The organism is Phenylobacterium sp. (genome assembly GCF_013911965.1).
Lineage (GTDB): Bacteria > Pseudomonadota > Alphaproteobacteria > Caulobacterales > Caulobacteraceae > Phenylobacterium.
In genome coordinates this window covers 112231-137561 of the sequence record NZ_JACESE010000005.1, presented here as the reverse complement: position 1 = coordinate 137561, position 25331 = coordinate 112231, and the positions used below count along the sequence as shown (strand labels likewise).

29 protein-coding genes are annotated in these 25331 nt (G+C 66.6%); 26 read left to right on the top strand and 3 right to left on the bottom strand.

What is annotated here, in order from left to right:
* Positions 1-4: 4 nt before the first annotated feature.
* The 3 genes from gnd (at position 5) to H2041_RS07020 (ending at position 1833) form a co-directional block, all read left to right on the top strand.
* Positions 5-991 (top strand): phosphogluconate dehydrogenase (NAD(+)-dependent, decarboxylating), encoded by a 987-nt coding sequence (gnd, locus tag H2041_RS07025; protein WP_293396240.1) that lies wholly within the window; start codon positions 5-7, stop codon positions 989-991.
* A 117-nt stretch (positions 992-1108) separates the two neighbouring features.
* Positions 1109-1363, top strand: a complete 255-nt coding sequence (locus tag H2041_RS19100; protein WP_367133096.1) for a heavy-metal-associated domain-containing protein — start codon at positions 1109-1111, stop codon at positions 1361-1363.
* Positions 1364-1383: 20 nt separating this feature from the next.
* Positions 1384-1833 carry a DUF411 domain-containing protein gene (locus tag H2041_RS07020; protein WP_257835861.1) on the top strand — a complete coding sequence of 150 codons (450 nt, stop codon included), beginning with the start codon at positions 1384-1386 and terminating at the stop codon, positions 1831-1833.
* Positions 1834-1877: 44 nt separating this feature from the next.
* On the opposite strand, the gene H2041_RS07015 is transcribed toward H2041_RS07020, so the two are convergent.
* Positions 1878-2927 (bottom strand): type II glyceraldehyde-3-phosphate dehydrogenase, encoded by a 1050-nt coding sequence (locus tag H2041_RS07015; RefSeq protein ID WP_293410914.1) that lies wholly within the window; start codon positions 2925-2927, stop codon positions 1878-1880.
* Between the two features lie 360 nt (positions 2928-3287).
* Here H2041_RS07015 and H2041_RS07010 point away from each other — a divergent pair, with 360 nt between their 5' ends.
* The 10 genes from H2041_RS07010 (at position 3288) to H2041_RS06965 (ending at position 13197) form a co-directional block, all read left to right on the top strand.
* A complete protein-coding gene (locus H2041_RS07010; protein WP_293410912.1) occupies positions 3288-5081 on the top strand; it encodes an FAD-binding oxidoreductase in 1794 nt (597 codons plus the stop codon).
* Position 5082: 1 nt separating this feature from the next.
* Positions 5083-5769 (top strand): hypothetical protein, encoded by a 687-nt coding sequence (locus tag H2041_RS07005; protein WP_257835858.1) that lies wholly within the window; start codon positions 5083-5085, stop codon positions 5767-5769.
* Positions 5766-6461: a cytochrome C gene (locus H2041_RS07000; protein WP_257835857.1), complete on the top strand. Its 696-nt coding sequence runs from the start codon at positions 5766-5768 to the stop codon at positions 6459-6461. Before H2041_RS07005 ends, H2041_RS07000 begins: the two co-directional genes overlap by 4 nt.
* A 240-nt stretch (positions 6462-6701) precedes the next feature.
* Positions 6702-7976 (top strand): hypothetical protein, encoded by a 1275-nt coding sequence (locus tag H2041_RS06995; protein ID WP_257835856.1) that lies wholly within the window; start codon positions 6702-6704, stop codon positions 7974-7976.
* An 85-nt stretch (positions 7977-8061) separates the two neighbouring features.
* Entirely contained in the window at positions 8062-9429 is a 1368-nt protein-coding gene (locus H2041_RS06990; RefSeq protein ID WP_257817709.1) for an MBL fold metallo-hydrolase, read from the top strand.
* Positions 9381-10949, top strand: coding sequence for a thymidine phosphorylase family protein (locus H2041_RS06985; RefSeq protein ID WP_367133088.1), 1569 nt, complete (start codon positions 9381-9383; stop codon positions 10947-10949). The genes H2041_RS06990 and H2041_RS06985 overlap by 49 nt, the downstream gene beginning before the upstream one ends.
* Position 10950: 1 nt before the next feature.
* On the top strand, positions 10951-11838 hold the full coding sequence (locus H2041_RS06980; protein ID WP_293410905.1) for a ribose-phosphate diphosphokinase: 888 nt from the start codon (positions 10951-10953) through the stop codon (positions 11836-11838).
* Positions 11831-12283 carry an MgtC/SapB family protein gene (locus tag H2041_RS06975; RefSeq protein ID WP_293395164.1) on the top strand — a complete coding sequence of 151 codons (453 nt, stop codon included), beginning with the start codon at positions 11831-11833 and terminating at the stop codon, positions 12281-12283. Before H2041_RS06980 ends, H2041_RS06975 begins: the two co-directional genes overlap by 8 nt.
* A gap of 67 nt (positions 12284-12350) precedes the next feature.
* Positions 12351-12920, top strand: coding sequence for an SRPBCC family protein (locus H2041_RS06970; RefSeq protein WP_231732256.1), 570 nt, complete (start codon positions 12351-12353; stop codon positions 12918-12920).
* A gap of 13 nt (positions 12921-12933) precedes the next feature.
* Positions 12934-13197, top strand: coding sequence for a hypothetical protein (locus tag H2041_RS06965; RefSeq protein ID WP_293395153.1), 264 nt, complete (start codon positions 12934-12936; stop codon positions 13195-13197).
* Here the strand turns inward: H2041_RS06965 and H2041_RS06960 are convergent.
* Positions 13194-15545 (bottom strand): heavy metal translocating P-type ATPase, encoded by a 2352-nt coding sequence (locus tag H2041_RS06960; RefSeq protein WP_293395150.1) that lies wholly within the window; start codon positions 15543-15545, stop codon positions 13194-13196. The genes H2041_RS06965 and H2041_RS06960 overlap by 4 nt on opposite strands.
* 92 nt (positions 15546-15637) lie before the next feature.
* On the opposite strand from H2041_RS06960, the gene H2041_RS06955 reads away from it, so the two are divergent.
* The 5 genes from H2041_RS06955 (at position 15638) to H2041_RS06935 (ending at position 17937) form a co-directional block, all read left to right on the top strand.
* Entirely contained in the window at positions 15638-15916 is a 279-nt protein-coding gene (locus tag H2041_RS06955; protein ID WP_066680674.1) for a metal-sensitive transcriptional regulator, read from the top strand.
* 131 nt (positions 15917-16047) lie between these two features.
* A complete protein-coding gene (locus H2041_RS06950) occupies positions 16048-16353 on the top strand; it encodes a hypothetical protein (protein ID WP_066680675.1) in 306 nt (101 codons plus the stop codon).
* A 91-nt stretch (positions 16354-16444) separates the two neighbouring features.
* Positions 16445-16819 (top strand): hypothetical protein, encoded by a 375-nt coding sequence (locus H2041_RS06945; RefSeq protein ID WP_257835849.1) that lies wholly within the window; start codon positions 16445-16447, stop codon positions 16817-16819.
* Between the two features lie 339 nt (positions 16820-17158).
* Complete coding sequence (locus tag H2041_RS06940) at positions 17159-17560, top strand: four-helix bundle copper-binding protein (protein ID WP_293395145.1); 402 nt, start codon at positions 17159-17161, stop codon at positions 17558-17560.
* A gap of 17 nt (positions 17561-17577) precedes the next feature.
* A complete protein-coding gene (locus tag H2041_RS06935) occupies positions 17578-17937 on the top strand; it encodes a DUF305 domain-containing protein (RefSeq protein ID WP_293410899.1) in 360 nt (119 codons plus the stop codon).
* A gap of 66 nt (positions 17938-18003) precedes the next feature.
* On the opposite strand, the gene H2041_RS06930 is transcribed toward H2041_RS06935, so the two are convergent.
* Positions 18004-19176 (bottom strand): acyltransferase, encoded by a 1173-nt coding sequence (locus tag H2041_RS06930; protein WP_293395139.1) that lies wholly within the window; start codon positions 19174-19176, stop codon positions 18004-18006.
* A gap of 120 nt (positions 19177-19296) precedes the next feature.
* On the opposite strand from H2041_RS06930, the gene H2041_RS06925 reads away from it, so the two are divergent.
* The 8 genes from H2041_RS06925 to H2041_RS06890 all read left to right on the top strand — a co-directional run bounded on the left by H2041_RS06925 (position 19297) and on the right by H2041_RS06890 (position 25138).
* Positions 19297-19590 carry a hypothetical protein gene (locus tag H2041_RS06925; protein WP_257817717.1) on the top strand — a complete coding sequence of 98 codons (294 nt, stop codon included), beginning with the start codon at positions 19297-19299 and terminating at the stop codon, positions 19588-19590.
* The gene (locus H2041_RS06920) at positions 19587-20027 is read left to right on the top strand and encodes a periplasmic heavy metal sensor (protein ID WP_257817718.1); all 441 of its coding nucleotides are present in this window, start codon (positions 19587-19589) and stop codon (positions 20025-20027) included. The genes H2041_RS06925 and H2041_RS06920 overlap by 4 nt, the downstream gene beginning before the upstream one ends.
* Positions 20024-20596 (top strand): RNA polymerase sigma factor, encoded by a 573-nt coding sequence (locus H2041_RS06915; RefSeq protein WP_293410894.1) that lies wholly within the window; start codon positions 20024-20026, stop codon positions 20594-20596. The genes H2041_RS06920 and H2041_RS06915 overlap by 4 nt, the downstream gene beginning before the upstream one ends.
* 121 nt (positions 20597-20717) lie before the next feature.
* The gene (locus H2041_RS06910; protein ID WP_293410892.1) at positions 20718-22568 is read left to right on the top strand and encodes a copper resistance system multicopper oxidase; all 1851 of its coding nucleotides are present in this window, start codon (positions 20718-20720) and stop codon (positions 22566-22568) included.
* Positions 22565-23710 carry a copper resistance protein B gene (locus H2041_RS06905; RefSeq protein WP_066680689.1) on the top strand — a complete coding sequence of 382 codons (1146 nt, stop codon included), beginning with the start codon at positions 22565-22567 and terminating at the stop codon, positions 23708-23710. Before H2041_RS06910 ends, H2041_RS06905 begins: the two co-directional genes overlap by 4 nt.
* A 141-nt stretch (positions 23711-23851) precedes the next feature.
* The gene (locus H2041_RS06900) at positions 23852-24349 is read left to right on the top strand and encodes a DUF305 domain-containing protein (protein WP_293410889.1); all 498 of its coding nucleotides are present in this window, start codon (positions 23852-23854) and stop codon (positions 24347-24349) included.
* Between the two features lie 73 nt (positions 24350-24422).
* The gene (locus H2041_RS06895; protein ID WP_066680691.1) at positions 24423-24668 is read left to right on the top strand and encodes a heavy-metal-associated domain-containing protein; all 246 of its coding nucleotides are present in this window, start codon (positions 24423-24425) and stop codon (positions 24666-24668) included.
* A gap of 20 nt (positions 24669-24688) precedes the next feature.
* The gene (locus H2041_RS06890; protein WP_293395127.1) at positions 24689-25138 is read left to right on the top strand and encodes a DUF411 domain-containing protein; all 450 of its coding nucleotides are present in this window, start codon (positions 24689-24691) and stop codon (positions 25136-25138) included.
* Positions 25139-25331 lie beyond the last annotated feature (193 nt).

Sequence of the window (25331 nt, the reverse complement as noted above, 5' to 3'; positions counted from 1 at the left end):
CGCCATGCGTCTAGCGGTCATCGGTCTGGGGCGGATGGGCGCCAATATCGCGCGCCGGCTGATGCGCGGGGGACACAGCGTCGTCGGCTTCGATCGCAACCCACCGCTCATCGAGGCGATCGCCGCAGAGGGCGCGATCGCGGCGTCGTCGCTGAAGGACGTCGCCGCCAAGCTGGTGTCCCCGCGCATTTTCTGGGTGATGCTGCCCGCGGGCCTGCCCACTGAGGACACCATCCAAGCACTCACCGAACTGGCCGAGCCGGGCGACATCATCATCGACGGCGGCAACAGCTTCTACAAGGACGACATTCGACGCGCGCGCGCGCTGGGTGAGAAGAACCTTTGCTATGTGGACGTCGGCACCTCCGGCGGAGTCTGGGGTCTGGAGCGCGGCTACTGCATGATGATTGGCGGCGACAAGGCGACCGTCGCTCTGCTCGACCCGATCTTCTCAGCCTTGGCGCCAGGGCTCGGCGCCATTCCGCGCACGCCGGACCGCATGGAGCAGGAGGGTGAGGATCCGCGCGCCGAGCAGGGCTACATTCACGCCGGTCCCGCCGGCGCCGGCCACTTCGTCAAGATGGTCCACAACGGGATCGAATACGGGTTGATGCAGGCCTACGCTGAAGGATTTGACATCCTCAAGGGCAGGAACTCGGCCAAGCTGCCGGCCGAGGAACGGTTCGATCTGAATCTGACCGATATCGCCGAAGTCTGGCGGCGCGGCAGCGTCATCTCCTCCTGGCTGCTCGACCTCACCGCTGCGGCCTTGGCCAAGGACCAGATGCTGAGTCAGTTCTCAGGCCGGGTCTCCGACTCAGGCGAAGGGCGGTGGACGATCGACGCGGCGATGGAGGAGGCGGTTCCGGTCAACGTCCTCTCCGCGGCGTTGTTCGCGCGCTATCGCAGCCGCGTGGAGCACACATTCGCCGATCAGGTCTTGTCAGCGATGCGCTTCGGGTTCGGCGGGCACGTGGAGATGCCGCAGTGAGCGAGGCCCGGCTGTGCCGACGGCGGCGCTCATCTTCGGAACGCCGACGATCGGCGGCGCCTGCACCAGCGATGCGCCCCATCTGGTCAGGCGAGGCCAGCAAACTAGGAGATTTCAGTGCTTCGTTATCACGTCAACGACCTTAGCTGCGGACACTGTGTCCAAGCTGTAACCGCCGCCATCAACGCGCTGGATCCAGCCGCAGAGGTCGCCATTGACCTGCCGAGCAAGCGGGTCGATGTGCGGTCTGACCGCGAGCCGTCTGCGGTGGCGGGGGCGATCAGCAAGGCCGGCTATACACCGGCCTTGTACCCACAGGACGCGGCGGCCCCGACAAGCAGCGGCTCCTGCTGCTGCGGCGCGCGCCGCTAAGTCTCAAGGAAATGACAGAGATGCTGACTCGTCGATACCTGCTGGCCGCCAGCGCGGCGCTTGTGTCCGGAGCACCCGCCCTCGCGGCGAGCCCGCCGCCTGTGACGGTCTACAAGACCGCCAGCTGCGGCTGTTGCAAGGGCTGGATCACCCACATGCGCCGGTCGGGCTACCTTATGAAGGAAGTGGTCGTGGAGGACGTCAGTCCGATCGGACGCAAGCATGGCGTGCCATTCGAGCTGTCGTCATGCCATCTCGCGACGGTCGGTGGCTATGTCGTGGTCGGCCACATACCGCCGGCCGACATCGCACGCTTGCTGCGCGAGAGGCCGAAAGCCCTAGGCATCGCCGTTCCGGGCATGCCTTTCGGGTCTCCCGGCATGGAGTCCCAAAGGGGTGAGGTCGAGGCCTACCAGACGCTGCTGCTCATGCCGGGAGGCAAGACGCGGGTCTTCGCGCGCCATGGCTGATCTAATTGTGAGCGGCGGCGCCGCCGCCGCTAGTGATGCGAACGCTAGCCCGGAGCAGGGCTGAAGGGATCGCGCCAGATCTGCAAGGCCTCGTCGGTCGCGCGTATCGATGCGGCCCCAGAGGGCTCGCGGCCGGCGAGCGCCCGGATGGCGTCGATCGTCTCAGGCACAACAATAGCCTGGTTGTCGACCATGTAGGTATAGAACACCTCATCGCCCTCCACGCGCAGCATGTCGGACCAAAGCGCAACCTCGTAGAGATCGCCCCGGGAGCGGCCGAGGTCCGCCATCAGCTCCTTGACCGCATTGATCGCGGCTAGGCCATAGCTGTCGGGCATGAGGAAAATGCGGGGTGACGCGCGGAAGGCGTCCAGCACCTCCTCCTTCGGGGCGCTTCGGGAAAGCTGAACCGACCAGTAGTGGAGGTGGGCGATCGTCTCGGGGACCTTGACGGCCATGGTCAGCACATCGAGGTCCGGGTCGACCGTCTGAGCATCAGGACCTTGGTGGCTCGGGATCTCCGGTTCCGGGACGAGGGTGTTGATGATACCGCCAAGGTGACTCTCCCACGGGTCGGTGGCGCGCCGCATGAGCGTGCCGCGAGCGCGCCGGAGCAACCCAGCCCGCTTCAGGGCGGTCAAGGTCCGCACCGTCGCCGTCGTATTGCAGGAGACGACGCGGGTCGCGTCGAGGCCGACTGCGCTTTGATAGTTGGACTCCGCGACGAAGGAGTGACCGGTGACGCCGTGCTTTTCGCCGCCCTGCACGATGAACTTCCGGCCGAGTTGGCGATAGACCGGCACATTCTCCGCAGCGACCCGCTTGGGTGTGCAGTCTACGACGACATCGACGGTTCCAAGCAGATCCTGCAGACGCCCTTCCACGGGAATCCGATTTGCCGCGAGGTGCTCATGTGCTTCGGACGTGGCGGCGAACAGTGGGATATCCTTGCGGTGCAGGGCCCGCGTCCGCCAGTCTGCTGCGACGTCGGAGACGCCCACCAGGCGCATATCAGCCTGAGCACGCACAGCATCGGCAACACGTTTGCCGATCACCCCGTAGCCGTTGACGCCGACGCGAATCTCCCCTGCCATCTGGCACCTCATCTTTCGCTGGTCCCCCAGCAGCGCCTGATGGGCGCTATGGCGGAGCCTTCTGTTGCTGTGGCGCTGTAAGGGACGCTCCATCGCAGCGTCTCTTACGTCTTGCCTTCAAAGCGGCCGAGCCTTTCGGCTAGAAGCGTTGCTATGGATAAGGGATCTGACCTGCATATGCACGGCACCCAGTCGGCGCCTCTCGTCACAGCCCTAAGAGCCGCCACCGTCGCGGCTGTGGCTCTAACCGCCGCAACACCATCCACCTTCGCCTGGGCGCAGGCCCCCGCCGAGGACCACGCCGCTCATCATCCGCCGCCAGCTGGCGCGAACCCCGATGCGGCCTCAGGGATGAGCGGAATGAAGGCCCCCAACCCCACAATGGGCGCCGGTCCCCCAGCGGCGCCTGCGGCGGCCAGCGGTATGGGCGGCATGATGGGAGATATGATGGCGCCCTCTGGCATGGGCGGGGGCGCAGGCGAAGGCGCAGCGGGTTGCTGCGGCCCCATGGGGCCCAAGCCGTTCTACGCGTCTATGATGGACTTTCCGAAGCTCACCGACGAAGCCCGCGCGCGGATCCGGCCTGAGGCGCTGACGCGACTGGGATCAGGTTCGCAGGCGGTCACGGATGGGCAGGCGGCCCTGCATCGCGCCCAGGCCGCCAATGACGCCGCTGCCGCGCTCACCGCGCTGCGCGACGTCAGAGACGGTCTTTCGTTGGCGCAAAGCGGGGCCGGCGCGCTTCGGGCGCTCGAGGCGGGCCAGTCGCCTGAACAGACCGCTCTGGCCTGGTTCCGACACGAGATGACGCTGCCCCCGGCGGACCGCTCAGAGATGGCTGGCGGCTTTCGCGGTCTCTCCTGGCTGCACGTTCTGCTCATGATCCTTCTGGGCGCCGCTCTTACGGGGGCGCTCTGGCTGCAATGGATCCGCGCGCGCCGTGTGGGGGCGCTGGCCGAGCGGCTGACACCCGGCGCTCCAGCTGAGCCATCGACCGCTGAACCCGCAGCTTCGCCGGGTTCAGCCCCTGCTGTCATGTCCAAGGCGGCAGAAGCCGGAGCGCCCGCGCGGCGTCCCTGGATCGGCGTCCTGCGGATCAAGGCGATTTTCGACGAAACGCCCGGCGTGAAGACGTTCCGGCTGATGGAGCCAAACCTCGGCCCGTTCCCGTTCACTTTCCTTCCGGGACAGTACGCGACGGTCACCTCCGAGATCGATGGCAAGAAGGTCCGCCGATCCTACACCATCTCCTCTTCGCCCACGCAACGGGACTACATCGAACTGACCGTGAAACGTGAGCAATACGGATTGGAGTCTCGCCACCTCCACGACCGCGTCGACGCCGGCGATCTCATCGAGGTGGCCGCCCCCGCCGGGAGCTTCTTCTTCACCGGTCAGGAGGCGGAAGGCATCGTCCTGATCGCTGGCGGGGTTGGCATTACGCCTATGATGAGCGTGCTGCGCTATCTCACGGACCGCGCCTATCCCCACGACATCTACCTTCTCTACGGGGTGCGCACGCCCGCCGACATCATCTTCCGCGAGGAACTGGCGCATCTCGCGCGCCGGCACCCGAACGTCCACGTCACGATTGTCGTCTCTCAGCCCGAAGGGACCGAATGGGCTGGTTCAGTGGGGTTCATGACGCCCGAGTTCATCATCGCGGCCGTTCCGGAGATCGTCCGCCGCCGGGTCCATCTCTGTGGCCCGCCCGCGATGATGGAAGCGGTCAAGGGCGTCCTTCGCGGAATGGGCGTGCCCGACGATCAGGTGAAGACGGAGAACTTCGCGCCCCCGAAGGGTGGTCCAGTTCTGGAAACCCAGCCCCCCGCAGCCGAGGTCACGGCCGTCGTCGATGTCGCAGTCGTCTCTCCCTCGGCCCCGCCGTCGGCGCAGGCGACGGTGACCTTTTCCAAGTCCAACAAGTCCGGACGCCTGGCGCCCGATCAGTCGGTGCTGGAGGCCGCCGAGGCCATCGGCGTCGCCATCGACTACGAGTGCCGGGTCGGGATCTGCGGCCGCTGCAAGGTGCCACTGCGGCAGGGATCTGTGAGCATGGAGGTCCAGGATTCTCTGACGGAGGGGGAAAAGCGCGACGGGGTCATTCTCGCCTGCCAGGCGAAGTCCGTCGGCGACCTCGTTGTGGACGCGTGACATGACGCGAAGTGAGAAGGTCATTGTGGAAGGCCTGCTGAGCGCACTTGCGCTCACCGCGCCCGCCTTCCTGTTGCATTCAGCGCCGCGGTTTCCCGGGAGCTTGGCCGGCGGGGCCCTGGGCATAGCCGCAGCTGTGCTCTTTGTCGCCCTACTGGCGTACGCCCTCGTGAAGCGGCAGGGGCGGGTGAAGGCGCTGCTCAGCGCGCGGCGGGTCTCCCTTGGCGCGATTCTGACCTTCCACGTCTATGCCGGGGCGATCGGCGCGGTGCTGGGCGTCCTGCACTCAGGTCATAAGCTAGTGAGTCCCCTGGGGGTGGGGCTCATGGTCTCGATGCTTCTGGTCGTCGCCACCGGCTTTGTCGGACGCTACTTCCTCGTCGAGCTTGGCCAGGATTTGCGGGATCAACAACGCCAGCTCTCCGTGCTGAGGGATCGCTATGACAGCCTCGCGCTGTCCGCCGTCGGCCTGAAGGATGAGGTTGTGGTCGATCCCTCCGGCCTCAAGGTCAATCACCTGCTAGGCGCCATTTCCGACCTGGAGTTCGCCATCGGCGCCCGCGAGACTTTGAAGCGCGCGCTGAACCGGTGGGTGGTCGCCCACATCCTCGCCGCCATCGTCATGTACACGCTGCTCGCGCTGCACATCTGGTCCGGCGTCTACTATGGACTGAGGTGGCTCCCATGAAGCTGCCGGGCCAGATCTACGCGGCGCTGAGCGTATTCGGCATGGTCTTCGTCGCTGGGGTCGTGTGGACGCTTTGGCAAGGTGGCAGCCACGCCTTGCCTGGATGGACGGGCGCGGTGCGGCCGGGGGCCCTTTCCGAGGCCCACGCCTTCCTGGGCGACAAGTGTGAAAGCTGCCATGCGCCAGTCGCGGGTGTGACAGCGGAGAAGTGCGTCACCTGCCATGCGCCGGCGCCGGAGTTGCTGATGAAACCCGCGACCGCGTTTCACCAGAACATCGGGGACTGCAAAGGCTGTCACGTCGAGCACCAGGGTCGCGCCGTCCGGCCCACCAAAATGGATCACGCTGTGCTCGAGGCGGTCGCACGGCGGCGCGATGGCGGCTCGGGGAGCCTGCAGTGCGCCACGTGCCATGCGGTTCAAGATCCTCACGGCGGCTTCTTCGGCAAGCAGTGCGCCAGCTGTCACCAGACCGAGAGCTGGGAGATCAAGACCTTCCTCCATCCGAGTCCCAAGTCCACTGACTGCGCGCAGTGCCACAAGGCGCCGCCCAGCCACTACATGATGCACTTCGAAATGATGGACCGTCCCATCTCAGGCCAGAAGGGGGCTCGGGTCGAACAGTGTTACCTCTGTCACCAGACCGACTCGTTCAACAACATCAAGGGCGTTGGCATGGTAAAGGTACATTGACCCGGACGTATCACGACGTTGCGACCGCCCTAGATTCCCGACGTTGCTCATGAACCGTTTCAGCCATCTCTGCGCCTCCGGCCGAGGGACTTGTCGAGCCCGCCTGGGTCGCCGGCAATTCCATCGCCGCAATCAAGATCGCGATCAATGCGGGCGACGCGCCCGCCGAGCGGGTAGCGAAGATGCCGGGTTCTCGTCTGTTTCGTCCGGCTGATGTCGACTGGCTTAGAGGGGAGGGGCATGACCCACGACGATCGAGGTGTTGAAAACCGCGACGCCGTGCTCAACCGTGAGTGCTTCTGCATCACGCTGGATCGTGCCAGCCTCGTTGCGGCGATCCAGGCCGAAGCGCTGGACGCCGACCTCGCAGCGGCTCTGCTGGACGGCCGGCCGCACCTTTTCGCCGAAATGCCGGTGTTCCTCGCGCGCGCGGATCTGGACGCCATGCTTGCGGTCGTCGATGCGATCGAGGCGGCGGCCAGCGACCCCACCTATCAGGCGGCGGTGATGGCCTGGGCGCCCGAAATCGCGCGGCATGACTTCGGGCCCCGCGGCGTCTTCACGGGGTACGACTTCCATCTCGGCGCGAGCGGGCCGAAGCTGATCGAAGTCAACACCAACGCCGGCGGCGCCTTTCTGAACGCCTTCCTCGCCCGCGCCCAGGGTGCGTGCTGCCGCGAGGCGCGAGACGCAATCGAAGCGACGCCGGCCGCGAATTTCGAGGCGGCCGTGTGGCGGATGTTCGAGCAAGAGTGGCGGTCTCAGGGTCGCGCCAGTCAGCCGCGCACCCTCGCCATCATCGACGATCGCCCGACCGAGCAGTACCTCTTCCCTGAGTTCCTGCTCGCCCAGCGCGCGTTCGAGCGGCGCGGCCTGAAGGTCAGGATCGTCGATCCTGCAGAGTTGTCCTTCGCCCAGGGCCAGCTTCGGCACGGCGACGAAGCGATCGATCTGGTCTACAACCGGCTTGTCGACTTCGCGCTGGATGGCGAGCGACACCGGGCGCTACGTGACGCCTATGTGGCGGGCGCTGTCGTTCTCACGCCCAATCCGCGCAACCACGCCCTCCTGGCGGACAAGCGGAACCTGACGGTGCTGTCCGATCCCGCCGCGCCCGCCGGTTGGGGACTGTCGCCCACCCAGCAGCGCAGTCTTTCGGCAGTGCCTCGAACGATCCTGGTGACCCCGGAGTCCGCGGAGGCCCTGTGGTCGGCTCGCAAACGCTACTTCTTCAAGCCGGCCGGCGGCCACGGCGGCAAGGCGGTCTATCGCGGCGACAAGATGACCCGCGGGGTCTGGGAGGAGGTGCAGCGCGGCGGCTATATCGCCCAGGAACTGGCCGCACCGACCGAGCGGCGCATTAGAATCGACGGCGAGGTCCAGGCGCTCAAGCTTGACGTACGTCTCTACACCTACGCCGGCTCGCCGCTCCTCGCCGCGGCGCGAGTCTATCAGGGGCAAACAACGAACTTCCGCACGCCGGGCGGCGGCTTTGCGCCCGTCTTCGTCACCTGAACGGGCGGAGAGCGGGCGCAGCTTTGATCTGGGGCAAGGGCGCGGCCGGCGGGGCGCGTATTCTGTAGCAGGGAGCGGAGGGCGCATGGCCAAATTGACGCTGACGTCGCTAGGCGGCGCGGGAACGGTGACGGGCTCGAAGCACCTGCTTGAGCTTGGGGGGCGAAGCCTGCTCGTGGACTGCGGGCTGTTCCAGGGTCTGAAGGCCCTGCGCCTCAAGAACTGGGAGCCGCTGTCCCGCGAGGCGGCCTCCATCGACGCCGTGGTGTTGACCCATGCGCACCTCGATCACTCCGGCTACCTGCCACGGCTGGTGCGAGAGGGCTTCCGAGGCCCAATCTACTGCTCGGCGGCAACGGCCGATCTGGCGGAACTCCTGCTGCTGGACAGCGCCAAGATCCAGGAAAGCGACGCCGAGTTCGCGAACCGGCATGGCTTTTCCAAGCACAAGCCCGCGCTCCCGCTGTACGGCAAGCATGACGCCGAACGCGCCATTGGCCAGCTCCGGCCCGTCGCCTTCGGCAAACCGGTGGACCTTGGACATGGCGCCACGGCCACGTTCCGCTACGCGGGCCACATCCTGGGCGCCGCAACCGTCGAGATTCGATGGGGCGGGAAGACCGTCGTCTTCTCGGGGGACCTCGGCCGCTACGACGATCCGATCACGCCCGATCCCGAGCCCGTGCCGCACGCCGACTACCTGATCGTGGAGTCCACCTATGGAGACCGTCGCCACGATCCGGTGGCGCCAGCGCAAGCGCTGCTGCAGGTGATCGAGCGCACGACCGCGCGGGGCGGCACTGTCGTGATTCCGGCGTTCGCCGTCGGGCGCGCCCAGGAGCTGCTCTACCTGCTATCGAAACTCAAGCAGGATGGGGCGCTGCCGTTGACGCCCATCTATCTCGACAGTCCCATGGCGACTGATGCGACCGATCTTCTGTGTCGCCATGGGGCCGATCACAAGCTGAGCGAGGATGTCTGCCGGGCATCTTGCGAGGTCGCGACCTATACGCGCGACGTCGAGGAGTCGAAGGCTCTAAGCCACAACAGCATGCCCAAGGTGATCATATCGGCCAGCGGCATGGCGACCGGCGGGCGCGTGCTGCACCATCTGAAGGCGTACGGCCCCGACGCCCGCAACACCGTGCTCTTCTCAGGCTATCAAGCGGCCGGAACCCGCGGGCAGGCGCTACTCGGGGGCGCCCGCGAAGTGAAGGTCCACGGGCAGTGGATCCCCATTCGAGCCGAGGTGGCGAACCTCCCGATGCTCTCGGCCCACGCGGACGTGGACGAGATCATGCGGTGGCTGGCCGGCTTCAAGCGCCCGCCGGCCCGGACGTTCATCGTCCACGGGGAGGATGACGGCCCAGTCGGACTGAAGGCGCGCATCGAGGCGGACCTGGGGTGGGATTGCACGATCTCCGCTCAGGACGAAGCCTACGGCCTGTCGTGACTGTGGAGGCGCAACCCCGTTCTCCCACACCGACCCTGAAGGCTCGGCGGCTGGGACTGTTCACCCAGGACGACGCCGTCGTTCTCATGCGTTCGGACTGCCACGTCTGCCGCTCCGAGGGTCTCGGCCCGCGCTCGCAGGTGTTGCTAATGGCGAATGGGCGCGAGGTGCTCGCGCTTCTCTACCAGGTGTCCGACGGCCTTCTTGGCCATGGGGAAGCGGGCCTGTCGGAAGCCGCCTGGGCGCGGCTGGGCATCGCCGAGGGGGCGGAGCTCACCGTGCGCCATCCGCCGCCCCTCGGCTCCCTCTCGGCGGTCCGGCGTCGGATCTACGGACAGCGGCTCGATCCGGCGGCGCTCCAGTCGATCGTCCGGGACGTCGCCGCCGCACGCTACACGGACGTTCACCTTTCCGCTTTCCTCACCGCCTGCTCGGCGCTCCCTCTGGACCTTGAGGAGACGGTCGGCCTCACGCGCGCGATGATCGAGGTCGGCGAGCGGCTGACCTGGCCATCGCCGATTGTCATCGACAAGCACTCGGTCGGCGGGCTTCCCGGCAATCGCACCACCCCGATCGTCGTGGCCATCGTCGCGTCGCACGGTCTGCTGATGCCGAAGACATCGTCGCGCGCGATCACCAGTCCCGCCGGAACGGCTGACACCATGGAGACGCTCGCCCCCGTCGACCTGGACGTCGCGGCCATGCGGCGCGTGGTGGACCGCGAGGGCGCCTGCCTGGTGTGGGGCGGCTCGGTCAGCCTCAGCCCCGCCGACGACATCCTGATCCGGGTGGAGCGGGTGCTGGACATCGACACGCGAGGCCAACTGATCGCCTCGGTGCTGTCGAAGAAGATCGCCGCCGGATCGACCCACATCGTGATCGATATACCGGTGGGCGCGACGGCCAAGGTCAGGACCGACGACGCGGCGGCCGAACTCGCCGCGGAGCTGACCGAGGTCGGGCGCGTGTTCGGCGTGGAGCTGCGGTGTGTCATGACCGACGGCGTGCAGCCGGTCGGGCGCGGGATCGGTCCTGCGCTGGAAGCGCACGACGTTCTGGCCGTGCTGAAGAACGATCCCCAGGCTCCGCAGGACCTGCGGCGGCGCGCCTGCATGCTGGCCGGCGCCGCGCTCGAACTCGCCGGCCGAACCGCCGCCGGAAAAGGGTTGGCGCTGGCCGAGACCACTCTTGCAGACGGACGGGCGTGGGCGAAGTTTCAGGCCATTTGCGAGGCTCAAGGCGGGCTGCGGCAGCCGCCGAAGGCCGCCTTGACGCACCCGGTTTTGGCATCCCGCGCAGGGCGGCTGACAAGCATCAACAACCGGACCCTAGCCAGGCTGGCCAAGCTCGCGGGCGCCCCGGACGCCAAGTCGGCAGGGGTCATGCTGCACGCGCGACTGGGCGACGACGTCGCCCAGGGACAAATGCTCATGACCGTGCACGCCGAGGCCGAAGGCGAGCTGGCCTACGCGCTCGAATTCGCCGCGGCGAACCCCGACATCGTGCAATTGGAGGCCTGACATGCGTCTCATGCTGGCTCTGCCGGGCCATGAAGCCTTCGCCGCTAAGCTCGCTGAAGCCGCCGGCGCCGAGCTCGGGCGGCTCGAGACGCGCCAGTTCCCCGATGGCGAGCACTACGTTCGCATCTTGGACAACCCGGCCGGCCGCCAGGTCGACATCGTCTGCAGCCTGGTGCGCATCGACAGCGTCATCCTGACGCTCCTGTTCGTCGCTGCGGCCGCGCGTGAGCAGGGCGCCAATCGGGTGACGCTGGTCGCGCCGTACCTCGGCTATATGCGCCAGGACAAGGCGTTCAAGGCGGGGGAGGCGGTGACGTCACGCGCGTTCGCGCGACTGCTTTCGGGCGCCTTCGACCGGCTGATCACCGTCGATCCCCATCTACATCGCTTCAAAGCCCTCAGCGACCTCTACACCATCCCCTGTGTGACCCTGCATTCGGCCGACCTGCTCGGCGCCTGGATCCGTTCCGAAGCCCCAAATGCCCTGGTGATCGGACCGGACAGCGAGAGTGAGCAATGGGCTTCGGACGTGGCCGCGGCCGCTGACGCCCCGGTGGTCGTGTTGCGCAAAGAGCGGTTCGGCGATCGCGACGTCAGGATCACCTTTCCCGACCTCACCGCATTCGCCGGCCGTCAGCCGGTGCTGATCGACGACATTGCGTCTTCCGGCCGTACCTTGACGGCGGCGGCCCGCGAGCTCGGCTTGCGGGGGTTCCCGCCCCCGATCTGCGCCATCGTGCACGCGGTCTTCGGGGGCGACGCCCTGACCGAGGTCGCCGGCGCTTCGGCGCGCGTCGTCTCCACCGACGCAGTGCTGCACGCCACGAACGCCATCTCCGTGGCCCCGCTCATCGCGACCGTCCTGCGCGAGGAAGTCGCTGATGTCTGATCTCGACCTGGTCCTTCGGGTCGTCGCCGCCGCGGCCGTGGGCTTTCTGATCGGGCTCGAGCGGTCCCGGCGGATCCGCTTCGTCGGCGCGCGCACTTTCGCGTTGATCGCCACAGCCGGCGCCATGGCCGGCGTCATCGCCATGCGGCTCCACAGCGACGACGCGCGGGTCATCAGCACCGTGCTCCAAGGGGTGCTGATGGGGGTCGGATTCGTCGGCGCCGGCGTGATCATGCACCCGGCCTGCGGCCGCTCGATCCACGGCGTGACGACCGCCGCAGCGGTCTGGGTATCCGCGCTCGCGGGCTTCGCCGCCGGCCTCGGGGAGTGGCTGCTCATGGCGCTGGGCGCTGGACTGACCTTTATCCTCTTGATGGCGCCGGAGCCGTTCGCCGCCAAGACCCCGGCGGCGGAGGAAACGAAGGACAAAGCCCCGCGCTGCTGAGCGCACTGGCGCGGTCACGCCTGCGCCTCTCCGGGCGGCGTCACGCTACGATCGATTGGAGGTCGCCATGCCGAGAGCCAAGTCCGTCGGACCATCGCCGACCGGCGCCGGTGGCGGCGCCCGGCCCCAGGTCGGTGCGTTCCGCCATCGCCGCGAGGCGACCGCTCGGACGCCCGCGCGGCCGCGGGCCGTGTTCGACCGCCTGGACGACCAGACCCGGTTGGCCGAGCACATGGGCCGACCGTCCGTGATGATGGGCGGCGGTCGTATGACCTACGAGTTCGACGCGGGGCGTGGCCAGGCGGTGGGCTCGCACATCCGCATGGGCGGCGCGGCGTTTGGCTTGTCGCTCTTTGTCGACGAGGTGGTCACGGTCCGCGACCCGCCGCACCGTAAGGTCTGGCGCACAACGGGGGAGCCGAGGCTCCTGGTCATCGGCGGATACGAGATGGGCTTCGCCATCACCGAAGAGGGGGCCGGTTCGCGCCTGTCCGTCTGGATCGACTACGCCCTGCCGAGCCGGGGGTGGGCGAGGTGGCTTCCAGCCCTTGCGGGGCTTTACGCGCGCTGGTGCGTGCGTCGGATGGTGATCGACGCCGTCCAGCATTTCGCGTCGACCGAACGACAGTCGGCGTAGCGAGGGCTCACGTATGCGATGGCTGGCCAGCGCGCAGGCTCATCTCACATCGACGAAAGGGCTCGCCGCCGCCGTGCTCCTCATCCTGACGAGCTGCTCCGCAGAGCCCGGCGGCCCGCAGTCTGGCGAGGTCGCGCCTGCCGCCGCGGCGGACGAAATGGGGGAACCCCACGACCAGTCCGCCTTCGGGAAGGACCCGTCGCAAACCGACATCATGTCGCCGGACGAACCCGATTTGCACCCGGCGCCGCCGGCGGACGGGACCCGTCCGCGCTAGAGCTTTACGCTTCGTAGCCGCAAGGCGTTGGTCACCACGCTGACGCTGGACAGCGCCATGGCCGCCGCCGCGATCGCCGGCGAGAGCAGCCAGCCAAACACCGGGTAGAGGACGCCGGCCGCTACCGGCACGCCGGCCGCATTATAGACGAAGGCGAAGAAGAGGTTCTGGCGGATATTCCGCATCACGGCGCGGGACAGCCGCCGCGCCTTGACGATCCCCTGCAGATCGCCCTTCAGGAGGGTCACGCCCGCGCTCTCAATGGCCACGTCGGACCCCGCGCCCATGGCGATCCCAACTTCGGCCGCCGCCAGCGCCGGCGCATCGTTCACGCCATCTCCCGCCATCGCCACCTTGCGGCCCTCGGCGCGGAACTTCTCGACCACGGCCGCCTTGTCCTGCGGTAGAACCTCGGCCTCGACTTCGTCGATGCCGAGCTTGCGGGCCACGGCGAGCGCCGTGGTGCGGTTGTCGCCGGTCATCATGACGAGCCGCACGCCTTCGGCCTTCAGGAGGCGAACGGCTTCGGGCGTGGTGGCCTTGATGGGGTCGGCGATGGCGAACACCGCTGCGGCCTGTCCGTCGACCGCCATGAAGATTGCCGTAGCGCCGTCAGTGCGGAGCGACTCTGCCTGACTATCGAGTTCCCCGGTGTCGACCCCCTGTTCCTTCAGAAACTTGCCGGATCCGAGCACCAGACGCCGCCCGTCGATCGAGCCCAGAACGCCCTTGCCGACGGGCGAGTCAAAGTCGGACGGCTCTGAAAGGCTTAGCTTGCGATCGCTTGCGGCGCGGAGGATGGCGTCCGCGAGGGGATGCTCACTGCCACGCTCGAGGCTGGCGGCCAGGCGAAGCACTTCGGCTTCGTCCCAACCCGCGGCGGGCACGATGGCGGTGACCGCTGGCCGCCCCTCGGTGAGAGTTCCGGTCTTATCGATCACCAACGTGTCTATCTTTTCGAACCGCTCCAGGGCTTCGGCGTTTTTGATGAGCACGCCGGCCCCGGCGCCGCGACCGACCCCCACCATGATCGAGATCGGCGTCGCCAGTCCAAGTGCGCACGGGCAGGCGATGATCAGCACCGAGACCGCCGCGATGAGGCCGAAGGCAAACCTCGGCTCGGGACCAAAGACCCCCCAGCCGGCGAATGCCAGGACAGCGATCACGATCACCACTGGGACGAACCAGCCCGAGACTTGGTCGGCCATGCGCTGGATCGGCGCCCGAGAGCGCTGGGCCTGGGCGACCATGTGGACGATCTGCGACAGCAGGGTGTCGGCCCCGACCTTCTCGGCCCGCATCACGAAGGAGCCGGTCTTGTTGATCGAGCCGCCGACGACCTTGTCGCCCGCTTCCTTGGTCACGGGCATCGATTCCCCGGTGACCATCGACTCGTCGATCGAGACGCGGCCGTCCACGACCTCGCCGTCGACGGGGACTTTCTCGCCCGGCCGCACCCGCAGCTGGTCGCTCACCAGGATCTGGTCGAGCGTGACCTCTTCGTCAGTCCCATCCGTCCGGACCCGTCGCGCGGTCTTGGGCGCGAGGTCCAGCAGCGCCTTGATCGCACCCGAGGTCTGCTCGCGGGCCCGCAGTTCCAGCACCTGACCCAGCAGCACGAGGACCGTGATCACGGCCGCGGCTTCGAAGTAGATTGCAACGCTGCCATCGGTGCGCCGGAACGCCGACGGGAAGATGTGCGGCGCCAGCGTGGCCACGACGCTGTAGGCCCAGGCCACCCCGATCCCCATGGCGATGAGGGTGAACATGTTGAGGTTGCGCGTCCGCAGGGACGCCCAGCCCCGTTCGAAGAAGGGCCAGCCGGCCCACAGCACGACGGGGGTCGCCAGGGCGAGCTGCACCCAGTTCGACGTCGTGGGCGAAATCCAGCGGTGCAGATCGAGAACATGCGCGCCCATCTCGAGCGCGAGAACGGGCAGGGTGAGGACGAGACCCACCCAGAACCGGCGGGTCATGTCGATCAGCTCGGGGTTCGGACCGCTGTCGGCGGTCGCGGTTTCCGGCTCGAGCGCCATGCCGCAGATGGGGCAGTTGCCCGGACCCTCCTTTCGGATCTGGGGGTGCATCGGACAGGTGTAGATCGTCCCTGCCGGCGCCGCAGCGGACGGGCCTTCATCCTTGGTCAGGTATTTCGCCGGATCGGCGACGAACTTGGTGCGGCACCCGGCCGAACAGAAGTGGAAGGTCTGCCCCGCATGCTCCGCGTGGTGCGGCGTGGTCGCCGGATCAACCGCCATGCCGCAGACCGGGTCGGTGACCGCCACGTCAGCCGCCTGGCGGTCCCTGGGGTCAGCATGATGATGGTGGGTATGGCCTTGACCGCTCATGGGGCCTCCTGTTCGGCGTATATATACCCCAGTGGGGCATGGATCAAATCGCGGCTTTCTGTATATTGCCGCACCGAGCGGCGGAGGCTTTGATGGAACGCACGAACAAGCCACGTCTGATCAATCGGCTGAACCGGGTTGAAGGGCAGGTGCGAGGCATCTCCCGCATGGTGGAGCAGGATCGCTACTGCCTCGACATCCTGACGCAACTGCACGCCGCGAGGGCGGCGCTGCGTCGGGTTGAGGGCGAACTCGTGAAAGACCACCTCGAACACTGCGTCGCTGGTGCGATGGCGGCCAGCGGCGACGTGGCGGAGCGCGAACAGAAGACAGCCGAGCTGGTCGAGCTGATCGGCAAGCTCCGGAACTGATGGCGCTGGCGTCCCGCCGCAGCGGCGCTTGATCGATATCAAGGTTGGGTTTGGAGGGAACGCTAGGGTTTGGCATATTTCAATCGAGGGCACGGCGAGCCGCTGTCCGCCGACCAGCAAAGGACACACCCATGCGTACCCTATTCGTCGCCATCGCGGCCCTCGGCCTCGCCACCGCCAGCCAGAGCTACGCGCAGCCGGAACACGGGGATCACAAGGCCGCGGCCGACGCCACCGTTTCGGTCAAGGATCCCGCCAACCCAACCCACGAAGAGTGCAAGAGCGTCATGGGCCGGAAGATGGACGGCCGCGTCATGCATGACCACGCCTCCATGAAAGGCACTCCCGGGGTCATGAAGATGAAGCCGCTCAGCAAGGCCGAGATGGATAAGATGCACGGAAAGTGCGCCGCAAAGATGGCTGAAGCCAAGAAGTAGGAAAGCGGCCGACCGGCTGCGCCCTTCATGCTGCAGCCGGTCGGCCTCACTTTATCTGCCGCTTCGTTGACCCACCGACAGGACGCGACCCATGACCCATCTCTTGCCGCCCCGTCTGCTAAAGGCCTTGGCTGGCTCCGTCGCCTTGGCGGCGATCGGCCTGGCCGGGTGCGAGCAGAAGACGGAGGCTCCGGCGCCCGGCGCCCCGTCGCCCGTCGCCACGGCTCCGGCGACGACGCCCGACGCCCCGGGCGAAGCCGGCGAGCATCATTCCAGTTCGTCTGAAACCCTAGAAGAGGCTCGCGCCGAGGGGCACCGTGAAGGGATGGAGATGGAACGCGATGCGCATGAGCGCGGAATGGAGATGGGCGCCAAGGCGCATGCCGACGGCATGGGCGCCAAGAACGACGGCTCCATCCCGATGAAGAAAGCGGATCCGCCGATGAAGATGGACGGACACATGTAGGTGGCGCCGTCGGGTCCGGCCCTGTGCATTTCTGCCGTAGCGCACGAGCACGGGATGTTAATGACGCTTAGCCCGGAGCCGCCCACTGACGAACTCCCGTGCGTTTCCCATCTCCGGCAAGCTAGCTGTGAGGCTTCGCGTGAGCGTCACTGCGCTCCCATGATGAGTTCACCCCCACCCGCTTGAGCCCGGAAAAGACGAGCGGCAATACGCACGCGGAAGGCTGCTCCCTCGGTTTTTCAGTTCTACGGACAAAAGATTTCGCTCCTCGGCCCGTGCGGCGGAACGGAACTCCAGAATGAGGGTTCAGCGGCCATCCACCTGCATAGGATGACGGCCATGCACGCCCATGAAATAATAAGTACGCACCCCCAGGTGCGCGGAAACACAAACGACAGCCTGATCCGCTGCATCGAGGAATGCTTCGACTGCGCTCAGAGCTGCACGTCGTGCGCCGATGCCTGCCTGGGCGAGCAGATGGTCGCGCAGCTGACCCAATGCATTCGCCTGAACCTCGACTGCGCCGACATTTGCACGGCCGCTGGCCACATCGCATCACGCCGCACCGGCTCAAACGAACCGATCATCCAGAGTGTGCTGAGGGCATGCGAGGAGGCCTGCCGGCTCTGCGCGGAGGAATGCGACCGTCACGCCAGCATGCATGAGCACTGCCGCATCTGCGCCGAATCGTGCCGGCGCTGCGAACAGGCCTGTCAGGCCGCCCTCCAGACGTTTCACTGATCGCAAAAGGCTCCCAGATGAAAATGATCGCCATCGTTGCGGCTGGGGCCGCGCTGCTCGCCGCACCGGCCCTCGCTCAGCAGAGCGGCGCCAGCATGCAGCACGGCCAAATGGCCAAGCAAGACTACATGAAGGGCATGCAGGACATGCATCAGAAGATGATGTCCGCCAACGACGCCGATCCTGATCGCGCCTGGGCGCTGAAGATGATCGAGCACCATAGGGGCGGGATCGCGATGTCCGATGCGGTGCTGAAGCACGGCGACGACGCGGAGGCGAAGAAGATGGCGCAAAAATCGGCGGACATGCAGCGCAAGGAGATCGCCGAACTGCAGGCCTGGCTCGACAAGCACGGCGGACGCGCGCCGAAGCCCTAAGCAGATCAGCCGCGGGCTCCTTGCGCCCGCCCAGGCCGATCAGATCGCTCGCCCTTGGACCCTGACCTAGATGTCAGGCGGCTGGGAGCCTGGTCGCATCTGGGCCCGAGTCTCAGGGGCGGGCCAAAGGCGATCCGCCCGGCGACGAATCCAAGCACGGGCCGGACCCTCGAACAGTAGGTGAAGGGCGATGGCCGCCAGAAGCGACAGCGCCAAGAGCGCGGCTACCTCCCACCAGCCGAGTACATAGCCGCTGTCGCGCCCCTGGGCGGCCGACCAGACGCCCTTCCAGGCGATCAGGATGGGCATGTGGACGAGATAGAGCGCGTAGGAGGCTTCGCCCCCGAGGCGGGGCCAGCGCGCCTTGAGGACACCCTCGGCCTGTACCTTCGAGAGCATAGCCAGAGCCAGTACGAGCGGGCCCGCTGCAGCGACGATCCATCGGTCGTCGGCCTTCAGGTGCATCAGCGCGACGAGAAGAATCGCCGCCGCCCCGGCGAACAGGACGGCGGCCCGGCGACCAAGCAGCAGGCGTTCTCCTAAGCGGTAGAGGGCCACGCCGTAGAGGAATTCGGGGATGATGCGCAGTATGCCCATGCTCGCTTCAGCGTGCACTACAATGTCGTCGAACAGGGCTTGGTAGACTTGGTCCAGCGCCAGGAAGAGCAGGGCGGTCAGCGCTAAGAGCAGCATCGGCCGGCGCCGAAGCTTCAGACCGATCCACGCAAATACCGGGAAGGCGAGATAGGCGAACCACTCGGCGGACAGCGACCAGGAGGGACCGTTCCATTCGGCTTTCACCACCTCCGGGAGCCAGGCGTGAACGAGGAGCAGTGTCGTGACGAGGCCGGCGGGATTGTAGAGATTGCGGTCGAACTCAGCGCCCACCAGGCTCGCCGTGGTGACCATGACCAGCACGAAGGCGAGCACAGCCAGGTGCGCCGGGTAGATTCGGGCGAAGCGGGCGATCAGGAACCTGCCATAATTCATCCGGTTTCCGGCGATCGCATCGCGATAGGCGTGGGTCAGGACAAAGCCGGAGAGGATGAAGAAGGCGTCGACCCCGAGCCGCGCCCGGTCGAAGAACCCGGTCGACGACATGGCGTCCCAAGGCCACTGCAGCTGATAGTGGAAGAGCACCACCCCCAAGGCCAACAAGAAGCGTACGCTGGTAAGAGCCGGGAGATCGGCTGGAAACACGCCTCCAGCCTCGCGCGCTTCGCTTTCGCGACGAACCATTGCAGCCCCCCAGCTCCCGACCTCTATAGGACATACGCGGGACGGCGCCGCCGGCCCTCAGTTGAGGGGAGCCCACCAGATCCTGCGTATAGAGTCATGACGGATGATCGGGGTGTTGCGATGGACGACAGACTTGATGACGAACTGAGAGCGCTTCGATCGGAGCCGCTACCCGCCGGCTACCAGAGCCTGGAGGCGAGGGTCTGGCAGGGCATCGAGCGCGTGCGCCAGGCGCGGGCGGCCGCTCCAACGCTCCTGGCGGTACGGGCCGCGGCCGTCGTCGGCGCGCTGGGATTGGGCGTGGCGAGCGGCGGCGCGACTGCGGTCGCCGTGGCCGCGCAATCCCAGGAGGTGTCCGCCTTCTCCACTAAGGCGGAGCTCGCCCCCTCCACCCTCCTGGATCACCACGGATGAGTTTCTTCAGCCGTGGGCTGATCCTCACGCTGCTCCTGACGGTCATCGCGGCCGTCGGGGGAACCTGGATTGGCGCGCGTTACATCTATGACCAGCGCCACCAGCCTTCGCTGCATGAGTTCGTCCACGAAGAGCTGAAACTCGCCCCCGAGCAGCGGAAGAGGCTGGATGTGCTCGAGCAGGACTTCGCGGTTCGTCGTCGGGCGCGGGAGGCCGAGCTGCGCGCCGCCAACGCCGAGCTCGCCCGGGCCATTCAGGTGCGTCACGAGTATTCGCCGGAGGTGAAGGCCGCGGTCGAACGGTTCCACGACGCCATGGGGGCCCTTCAGAACGAAACCATCCTGCACGTCCTGGCGATGCGCACCGTGTTGACGCCGGACCAGGCTGCGCAGTTCGACAAGCGTGTCGCTGAGGCCCTCACTGAACAGGCGCCGTGACGCTTCAGGAAGAGACGGACGCCGATCTCGTCCAGCGCGCGCGGGGCGGGGAGGATCGGGCGTTCACCACGCTCATGCGTCGGCACAAGCCGTCGCTGTATGGCTTCGTGCGCCGCTACGTCGGCGACGCCGACGCGGCTGTCGATGTCGTGCAGGAGACCTTCGTAGCGGCGTGGAAGGCGCTCGCGCGTTTCGACGATCTGCGGGCGTTCCCGGTCTGGCTGCGCGCCATAGCCCTCAACAAGTGCCGCGATCGCGCCCGCCGTCTGGCGGTTCGTCGGTTCATCCTGGGAGAGAAGGACGACCAATCAACCGAGGCGCAGGCGCAAGCGGATCCGGCGCCCGACGGGGAGGAGTCGGTCGTTGCGGCGCAGCGCCGGGCCATCGTCCAGAAAGCCGTCGACCGCCTACCGACCAAGCTCAAAGAGCCGCTGCTACTGACCTATTTCGACGAGCTCACTCAGCAGGAAGCCGCCGCGCTCCTGGGGGTGACCGTCAAGACCGTAGAGACGCGCGTCTACCGGGCCCGCCAGCAGCTTGCGGAGCTTATCGACCGATCGGCGATTTAATCCTCAGAAGTTCAGGGGCAAGCGCCCCGAGCTGCGTAGAGTTTGTGTGGGCGGGGCGCTTGACCTTCCCGCGGTGGGAAGCCCTATCACCTCGTCTATTGTTCCGATCGTAGGATTTCGAATGTCCAGGCCACGACCTGACCTTGACCGCCGCGCCCTGATCAAAGGCGCGGCCATCCTCGGGGGCGGAGCGGCGATCAGCTCGCTGCTGCCCGCCTGGGCGCAGAGCGCGACGCCCGGCCAGGTGTCGACCCTGCCGACGCTTTCCGGCGAGGACATCAAACTGACGATCGGCCACACACCGATCACGATCGACGGCAAGCGTCGCCATGCCGTGACGATCAATGGGACCGTGCCCGGTCCGCTCATTCGTCTGAAAGAAGGTCAGCGGGTCCGGATCGCGGTGACGAACACCCTCGATGAGGACACCTCGATCCACTGGCATGGGCTGCTGGTGCCTTTCGAGATGGACGGCGTTCCGGGGGTCAGCTTTCCCGGCATCCGCCCCGGCGAGACCTTCGTCTACGAGTTCCCGATCATTCAGTCAGGCACCTACTGGTACCATAGCCACTCGGGTCTGCAGGAGGCGGAGGGCCACTATGCCCCAATCGTCATCGAGCCGGCGAAGCCCGATCCCGTCGCTTACGACCGCGAGCACGTCTTGGTGCTAGCCGACCATAGCGAGATGCACCCGCACCTGATTTTCAAGCGGCTGAAGCAGCAGGGCGGGGTCTTCAATTATCAGCGCCAGACGATCGCCGGCCTGCTTGCGGGCAAGGACCAGACCCTCGGCGAACGGATCGAATGGGCCAAGATGCTCATGGACCCGACCGACATCTCGGACGTCACCGGCGCGGTGATGACCTTCCTCGTCAACGGCCACGGCCCCAAGGACAACTGGACCGGGCTCTTCAAGCCCGGCGAGCGGGTGCGCCTGCGCTTTATTAACAGTGCGGCGCAGATGGTCTTCAACGTCCGCATTCCGGGCCTGAAGCTCACAGTCGTCGCAGCCGACGGCCAGAACGTCCGGCCCGTCGAGGTGGACGAGTTCCAGATCGGCAACGCCGAGACCTACGACGTGATCGTCCACCCGACCGAGGATCGCGCCTACACGATCGTTTCGGAGGCGATCGACCGTTCCGGCTTGGGGCGGGCGACCCTGGCGCCCCGCGCTGGGATGAGCGCGGCCGTGCCGCCGCTGCGTGAGCGGCCCATCCTGACCATGAAGGACATGGGCATGGACATGTCCGCGCACGGCGCCATGGCCGGCATGGACCATTCGCAGATGGCTGGAATGGATCACTCCAGCATGCCGGGGATGGATCCCGCGGGCATGGCGGCCGCCGGGCCGCCGCCCGGCATGGCTCCGCCGCGCCAGCGCGGTTCGGACGTGATGGGCGACATGGGCGGCATGAAGATGAACATGCTGGACTGGTCGAAGGCCCCTCAAATCAAGAAGGGGCCGGGCGTGCAGATGATCGCGCCCATGCCGATGGATCGCACCGGCGATCCCGGCCTTGGGCTGGAAAGCGTCGGTCATCGGGTGCTGGTCTACAAGGACCTCATCGCGCTGGATCCCAACCCCGACCCCAGGCCGCCGGATCGCGCGATGGACATCCATCTCACCGGCAACATGGAGCGGTTTATCTGGGGCTTCGACGGCTGGAAGTTCAGCGAGAACCCGCCGGCCTATTCCTTCCGGGCCGGTGAGCGGGTGCGCGTCACCCTCATCAACGACTCGATGATGACGCACCCCATCCACTTGCACGGGCACTTCTTCGAGCTGGTGCACGGGCCAGTCGGCCATCTGCCGCGCAAGCATACGGTGAACGTAATGCCGGGTGGGAAGGTGTCGTTCGATTTCACCGCCGAGGGCGGTGACTGGGCCTTCCACTGCCACATGCTCTACCACATGCACGCCGGCATGTTCCAAGTCTTCAAGGTGCGTCCGGTCGAAGGAGCGGCGGCATGATCCGGACCTCCCTCCTAGCCCTGGCGCTGGCCAGCTCGGCCACAGCCGCCGCCGCCCAGGCCGCCGATCCCCACGCCGGTCACGCGATGCCGCCGCAGCCCGCCGCGCCGGCGGATCCGCACGCAGGCCACGCCATGCCCGCCGCAACGAAGCCGTCGGCCGACCCCCATGCGGGCCACGCGGCGCCGGAGCCGCCGGAGACCTCACGCCCATCGCTGCCGACTCAAGGCTCCGAAGCCTCGGCAGCGCCCGTGGACCCCCATGCCGGGCACGCCATGCCCGCACAACCTGCGGCTCCCGCCGATCCGCATGCCGGACACACCATGCCGGGCCCAGCGGACCCTGATGCGGGACACACGATGGCGCCGATGGAGGGCGGCCAGACCGCGACCGGCTTGCCTGTCGGCAATGCGCCGGCGCCGGCCGTGATCACCGACAACGTGGCCGATCAGGTCTTCGGGACGGGGCCGATGCAGCGCGCCCGGGGAATCCTCGCGCGCGAGCACGGGGGCGTACGGATCGCGAAGCTGATGCTCAACCTCGCAGAGTACCAATCCCAGCCACCGGGCGGCGGCTATCGATGGGATGTTGAAGGCTGGTACGGCGGCGACATCAACAGGTTTGTCTTCAAGTCCGAAGGCGAGGGCTCTGGAGGCGAGGGGGTCGAGCTTGCCGAAGTTCAGGCACTCTATTCCCGCGCAGTGGCTCGTTATACCGACGTGCAAGTCGGAGTACGTCGTGACTTCGGGTCCGGAAATTCGCGAACCTACGCGACAGTCGGGGTTGAAAGCCTCTTCCCCTATTGGTTCGAAGTCGAAGCCGCAGCGTTCTTGTCCGATCGCGGCGACCTGACCGGGCGGGTCGAGGGAACCTACGACCTGCGACTGACCCAGCGCGTGGTCCTTCAGCCGCAGGCAGAGTTGAGGCTTTCGGCGCAGAAGCTCCCAAGACTCAACACTGGATCCGGAATCACGCACGCAGAGCTCGGGCTCCGCCTCCGCTATGAGATTCGCCGCGAATTCGCGCCTTACATCGGTGTGGCGTATGAGCGTGCCTTCGGGAGGACTGCGGATTTCCTCCGGTCTGCCGGCGAGGACATCGAGAGCACGACGTTTGTGGTCGGACTTCGTGCGTGGTTTTAGGTTGGTCTGAGTTGAAGCCGACGGGAACAAGACGTCTCACGCCCGGCTAATCGGGCAGGTGTGGCCTGACGCGTTCGGAAGATGGGGAAGTTTGCAAGCAAGGCTTGCGCTATTGGGAACAGCATCTCTCAGGAGGCTGACGTGAAAGACGCACAACACGGCGAGTCCGGCATGAGCGCGAAGGAGGGTCGGCATCACTATGTGATGCTCGCCATCAATCTGGCTCTGAGCCTGGCGGTTATGTATTTCGCCATGTTCACGATGATATTCAGCTGGGGCGAATTCGTCCAGAACATCAACTTCTTCTACATGGCGCTCGTGATGTGGGCTCCCATGGCCATCATCATGTTGCTGACGATGAAGTCCATGTACATGAATGCCAAGCTGAACCTGGCTTTGTACGTCACTTTCGCCGCAGTCTTCGTGCTCTCATTGATCGGCATCCGGGCGCAGGGCTTGGTCGGCGATCGCCAGTTCGTGCAGTCGATGATCCCGCACCATTCCGGTGCCTTGCTGATGTGCAAGGAAGCCTCGCTGAAGGATCCCGAGCTGCGCGCCCTCTGCTACGGCCCCGACGGCATCATCGAGTCGCAGAGGCGGGAAATAAGGCAGATGAGGGCGATCCTCGAGCGTCTTTAGATCGATCGGGCCTTGACCCTACCATCGTTGGAAGCCCCACCAGATCGGCCGAGGTTCTGACCAGGAGGTTTCCATGCTTCGCTACCAAGTCGACGACATGAGCTGCGCACATTGCGTGCAAGCCATCACTGCGGCGGTGAAGGGCGTCGATCCGGCGGCCCAGGTCGCCATCGATCTGCCGAGCAAGTCGCTGGAAGTCGCGACGACCGCAGCCGACTCGGCCGTGCGCGGCGCTATTCGGGAGGCGGGCTACACCCCGCAGGAGGCTGGGAAGGCCGCCCCATCCGCGAAGGCGTCCTGTTGCGGCGGTCGGCGCTGACCCTTGGAGGCTGATATTCGATGATCCTTCGCCGCAACCTGCTTGCCGCCGCAGCAGCCGTTCTGGCGGCGCCGCACGCCTGGGCGGCCGCGCCGCCGCCCTTGGCTGTCTACAAGACCGCTTCGTGTGGATGCTGCAAGGGTTGGATCACCATCATGACCCGGGCGGGCTATCGGCCGAAGGTGGTCAACGTCGAAGACATCACGCCAATCGGAAAGCGTCATAGCGTTCCATTCGAGCTCTCATCCTGCCACCTCGCCACGATCGGCGGGTACGTGGTCGTGGGCCACGTACCCGCCGCTGACGTCGGCCGCCTGCTGAGAGAGCGGCCGAAGGCGCTGGGCATCACCGTACCTGGCATGCCGCTGGGCTCGCCCGGCATGGAGATGCCTGACGGACGGAAGGAGCCTTACCAGACGCTGCTTCTGCTGCCGGGCGGCAAGACGCGGGTGTTCGCGCGCCACGGTTGAGCCGGGCGCGCGCCGCCTGAGCTTCTCCGAGGACGGTGTCTGCTTGCGCTGATCGAAGGACGCTATGATCTGAGGTTCACGTAGCAGCCAATCCTGCAACCGCGGGCGGAACTCGAATTGGCGGCGCACGACATGCCGCAAAGTAAGATCGGCTCCTGCTGGCCTGCCCCTGAAAATTTCCTCCACGCGGAAC

Coding starts and splice junctions, on each gene's coding strand:
- H2041_RS07000 (WP_257835857.1), top strand. CDS start 5,766: ATGAAGCTGCCGGGCCAGATCTACGCGGCGCTGAGCGTATTCGGCATG.
- H2041_RS06890 (WP_293395127.1), top strand. CDS start 24,689: ATGATCCTTCGCCGCAACCTGCTTGCCGCCGCAGCAGCCGTTCTGGCG.
- H2041_RS06955 (WP_066680674.1), top strand. CDS start 15,638: ATGGAACGCACGAACAAGCCACGTCTGATCAATCGGCTGAACCGGGTT.
- H2041_RS06945 (WP_257835849.1), top strand. CDS start 16,445: ATGACCCATCTCTTGCCGCCCCGTCTGCTAAAGGCCTTGGCTGGCTCC.
- H2041_RS07005 (WP_257835858.1), top strand. CDS start 5,083: ATGACGCGAAGTGAGAAGGTCATTGTGGAAGGCCTGCTGAGCGCACTT.
- H2041_RS06975 (WP_293395164.1), top strand. CDS start 11,831: ATGTCTGATCTCGACCTGGTCCTTCGGGTCGTCGCCGCCGCGGCCGTG.
- H2041_RS06895 (WP_066680691.1), top strand. CDS start 24,423: ATGCTTCGCTACCAAGTCGACGACATGAGCTGCGCACATTGCGTGCAA.
- H2041_RS07015 (WP_293410914.1), bottom strand. CDS start 2,927: ATGGCAGGGGAGATTCGCGTCGGCGTCAACGGCTACGGGGTGATCGGC.
- gnd (WP_293396240.1), top strand. CDS start 5: ATGCGTCTAGCGGTCATCGGTCTGGGGCGGATGGGCGCCAATATCGCG.
- H2041_RS07010 (WP_293410912.1), top strand. CDS start 3,288: ATGAAGGCCCCCAACCCCACAATGGGCGCCGGTCCCCCAGCGGCGCCT.
- H2041_RS06920 (WP_257817718.1), top strand. CDS start 19,587: ATGAGTTTCTTCAGCCGTGGGCTGATCCTCACGCTGCTCCTGACGGTC.
- H2041_RS06960 (WP_293395150.1), bottom strand. CDS start 15,545: ATGAGCGGTCAAGGCCATACCCACCATCATCATGCTGACCCCAGGGAC.
- H2041_RS06930 (WP_293395139.1), bottom strand. CDS start 19,176: ATGGTTCGTCGCGAAAGCGAAGCGCGCGAGGCTGGAGGCGTGTTTCCA.
- H2041_RS06935 (WP_293410899.1), top strand. CDS start 17,578: ATGAAAATGATCGCCATCGTTGCGGCTGGGGCCGCGCTGCTCGCCGCA.
- H2041_RS06925 (WP_257817717.1), top strand. CDS start 19,297: ATGGACGACAGACTTGATGACGAACTGAGAGCGCTTCGATCGGAGCCG.
- H2041_RS06995 (WP_257835856.1), top strand. CDS start 6,702: ATGACCCACGACGATCGAGGTGTTGAAAACCGCGACGCCGTGCTCAAC.
- H2041_RS07020 (WP_257835861.1), top strand. CDS start 1,384: ATGCTGACTCGTCGATACCTGCTGGCCGCCAGCGCGGCGCTTGTGTCC.
- H2041_RS06940 (WP_293395145.1), top strand. CDS start 17,159: ATGCACGCCCATGAAATAATAAGTACGCACCCCCAGGTGCGCGGAAAC.
- H2041_RS06965 (WP_293395153.1), top strand. CDS start 12,934: ATGCGATGGCTGGCCAGCGCGCAGGCTCATCTCACATCGACGAAAGGG.
- H2041_RS06990 (WP_257817709.1), top strand. CDS start 8,062: ATGGCCAAATTGACGCTGACGTCGCTAGGCGGCGCGGGAACGGTGACG.
- H2041_RS06980 (WP_293410905.1), top strand. CDS start 10,951: ATGCGTCTCATGCTGGCTCTGCCGGGCCATGAAGCCTTCGCCGCTAAG.
- H2041_RS06905 (WP_066680689.1), top strand. CDS start 22,565: ATGATCCGGACCTCCCTCCTAGCCCTGGCGCTGGCCAGCTCGGCCACA.
- H2041_RS06950 (WP_066680675.1), top strand. CDS start 16,048: ATGCGTACCCTATTCGTCGCCATCGCGGCCCTCGGCCTCGCCACCGCC.
- H2041_RS06970 (WP_231732256.1), top strand. CDS start 12,351: ATGCCGAGAGCCAAGTCCGTCGGACCATCGCCGACCGGCGCCGGTGGC.
- H2041_RS06910 (WP_293410892.1), top strand. CDS start 20,718: ATGTCCAGGCCACGACCTGACCTTGACCGCCGCGCCCTGATCAAAGGC.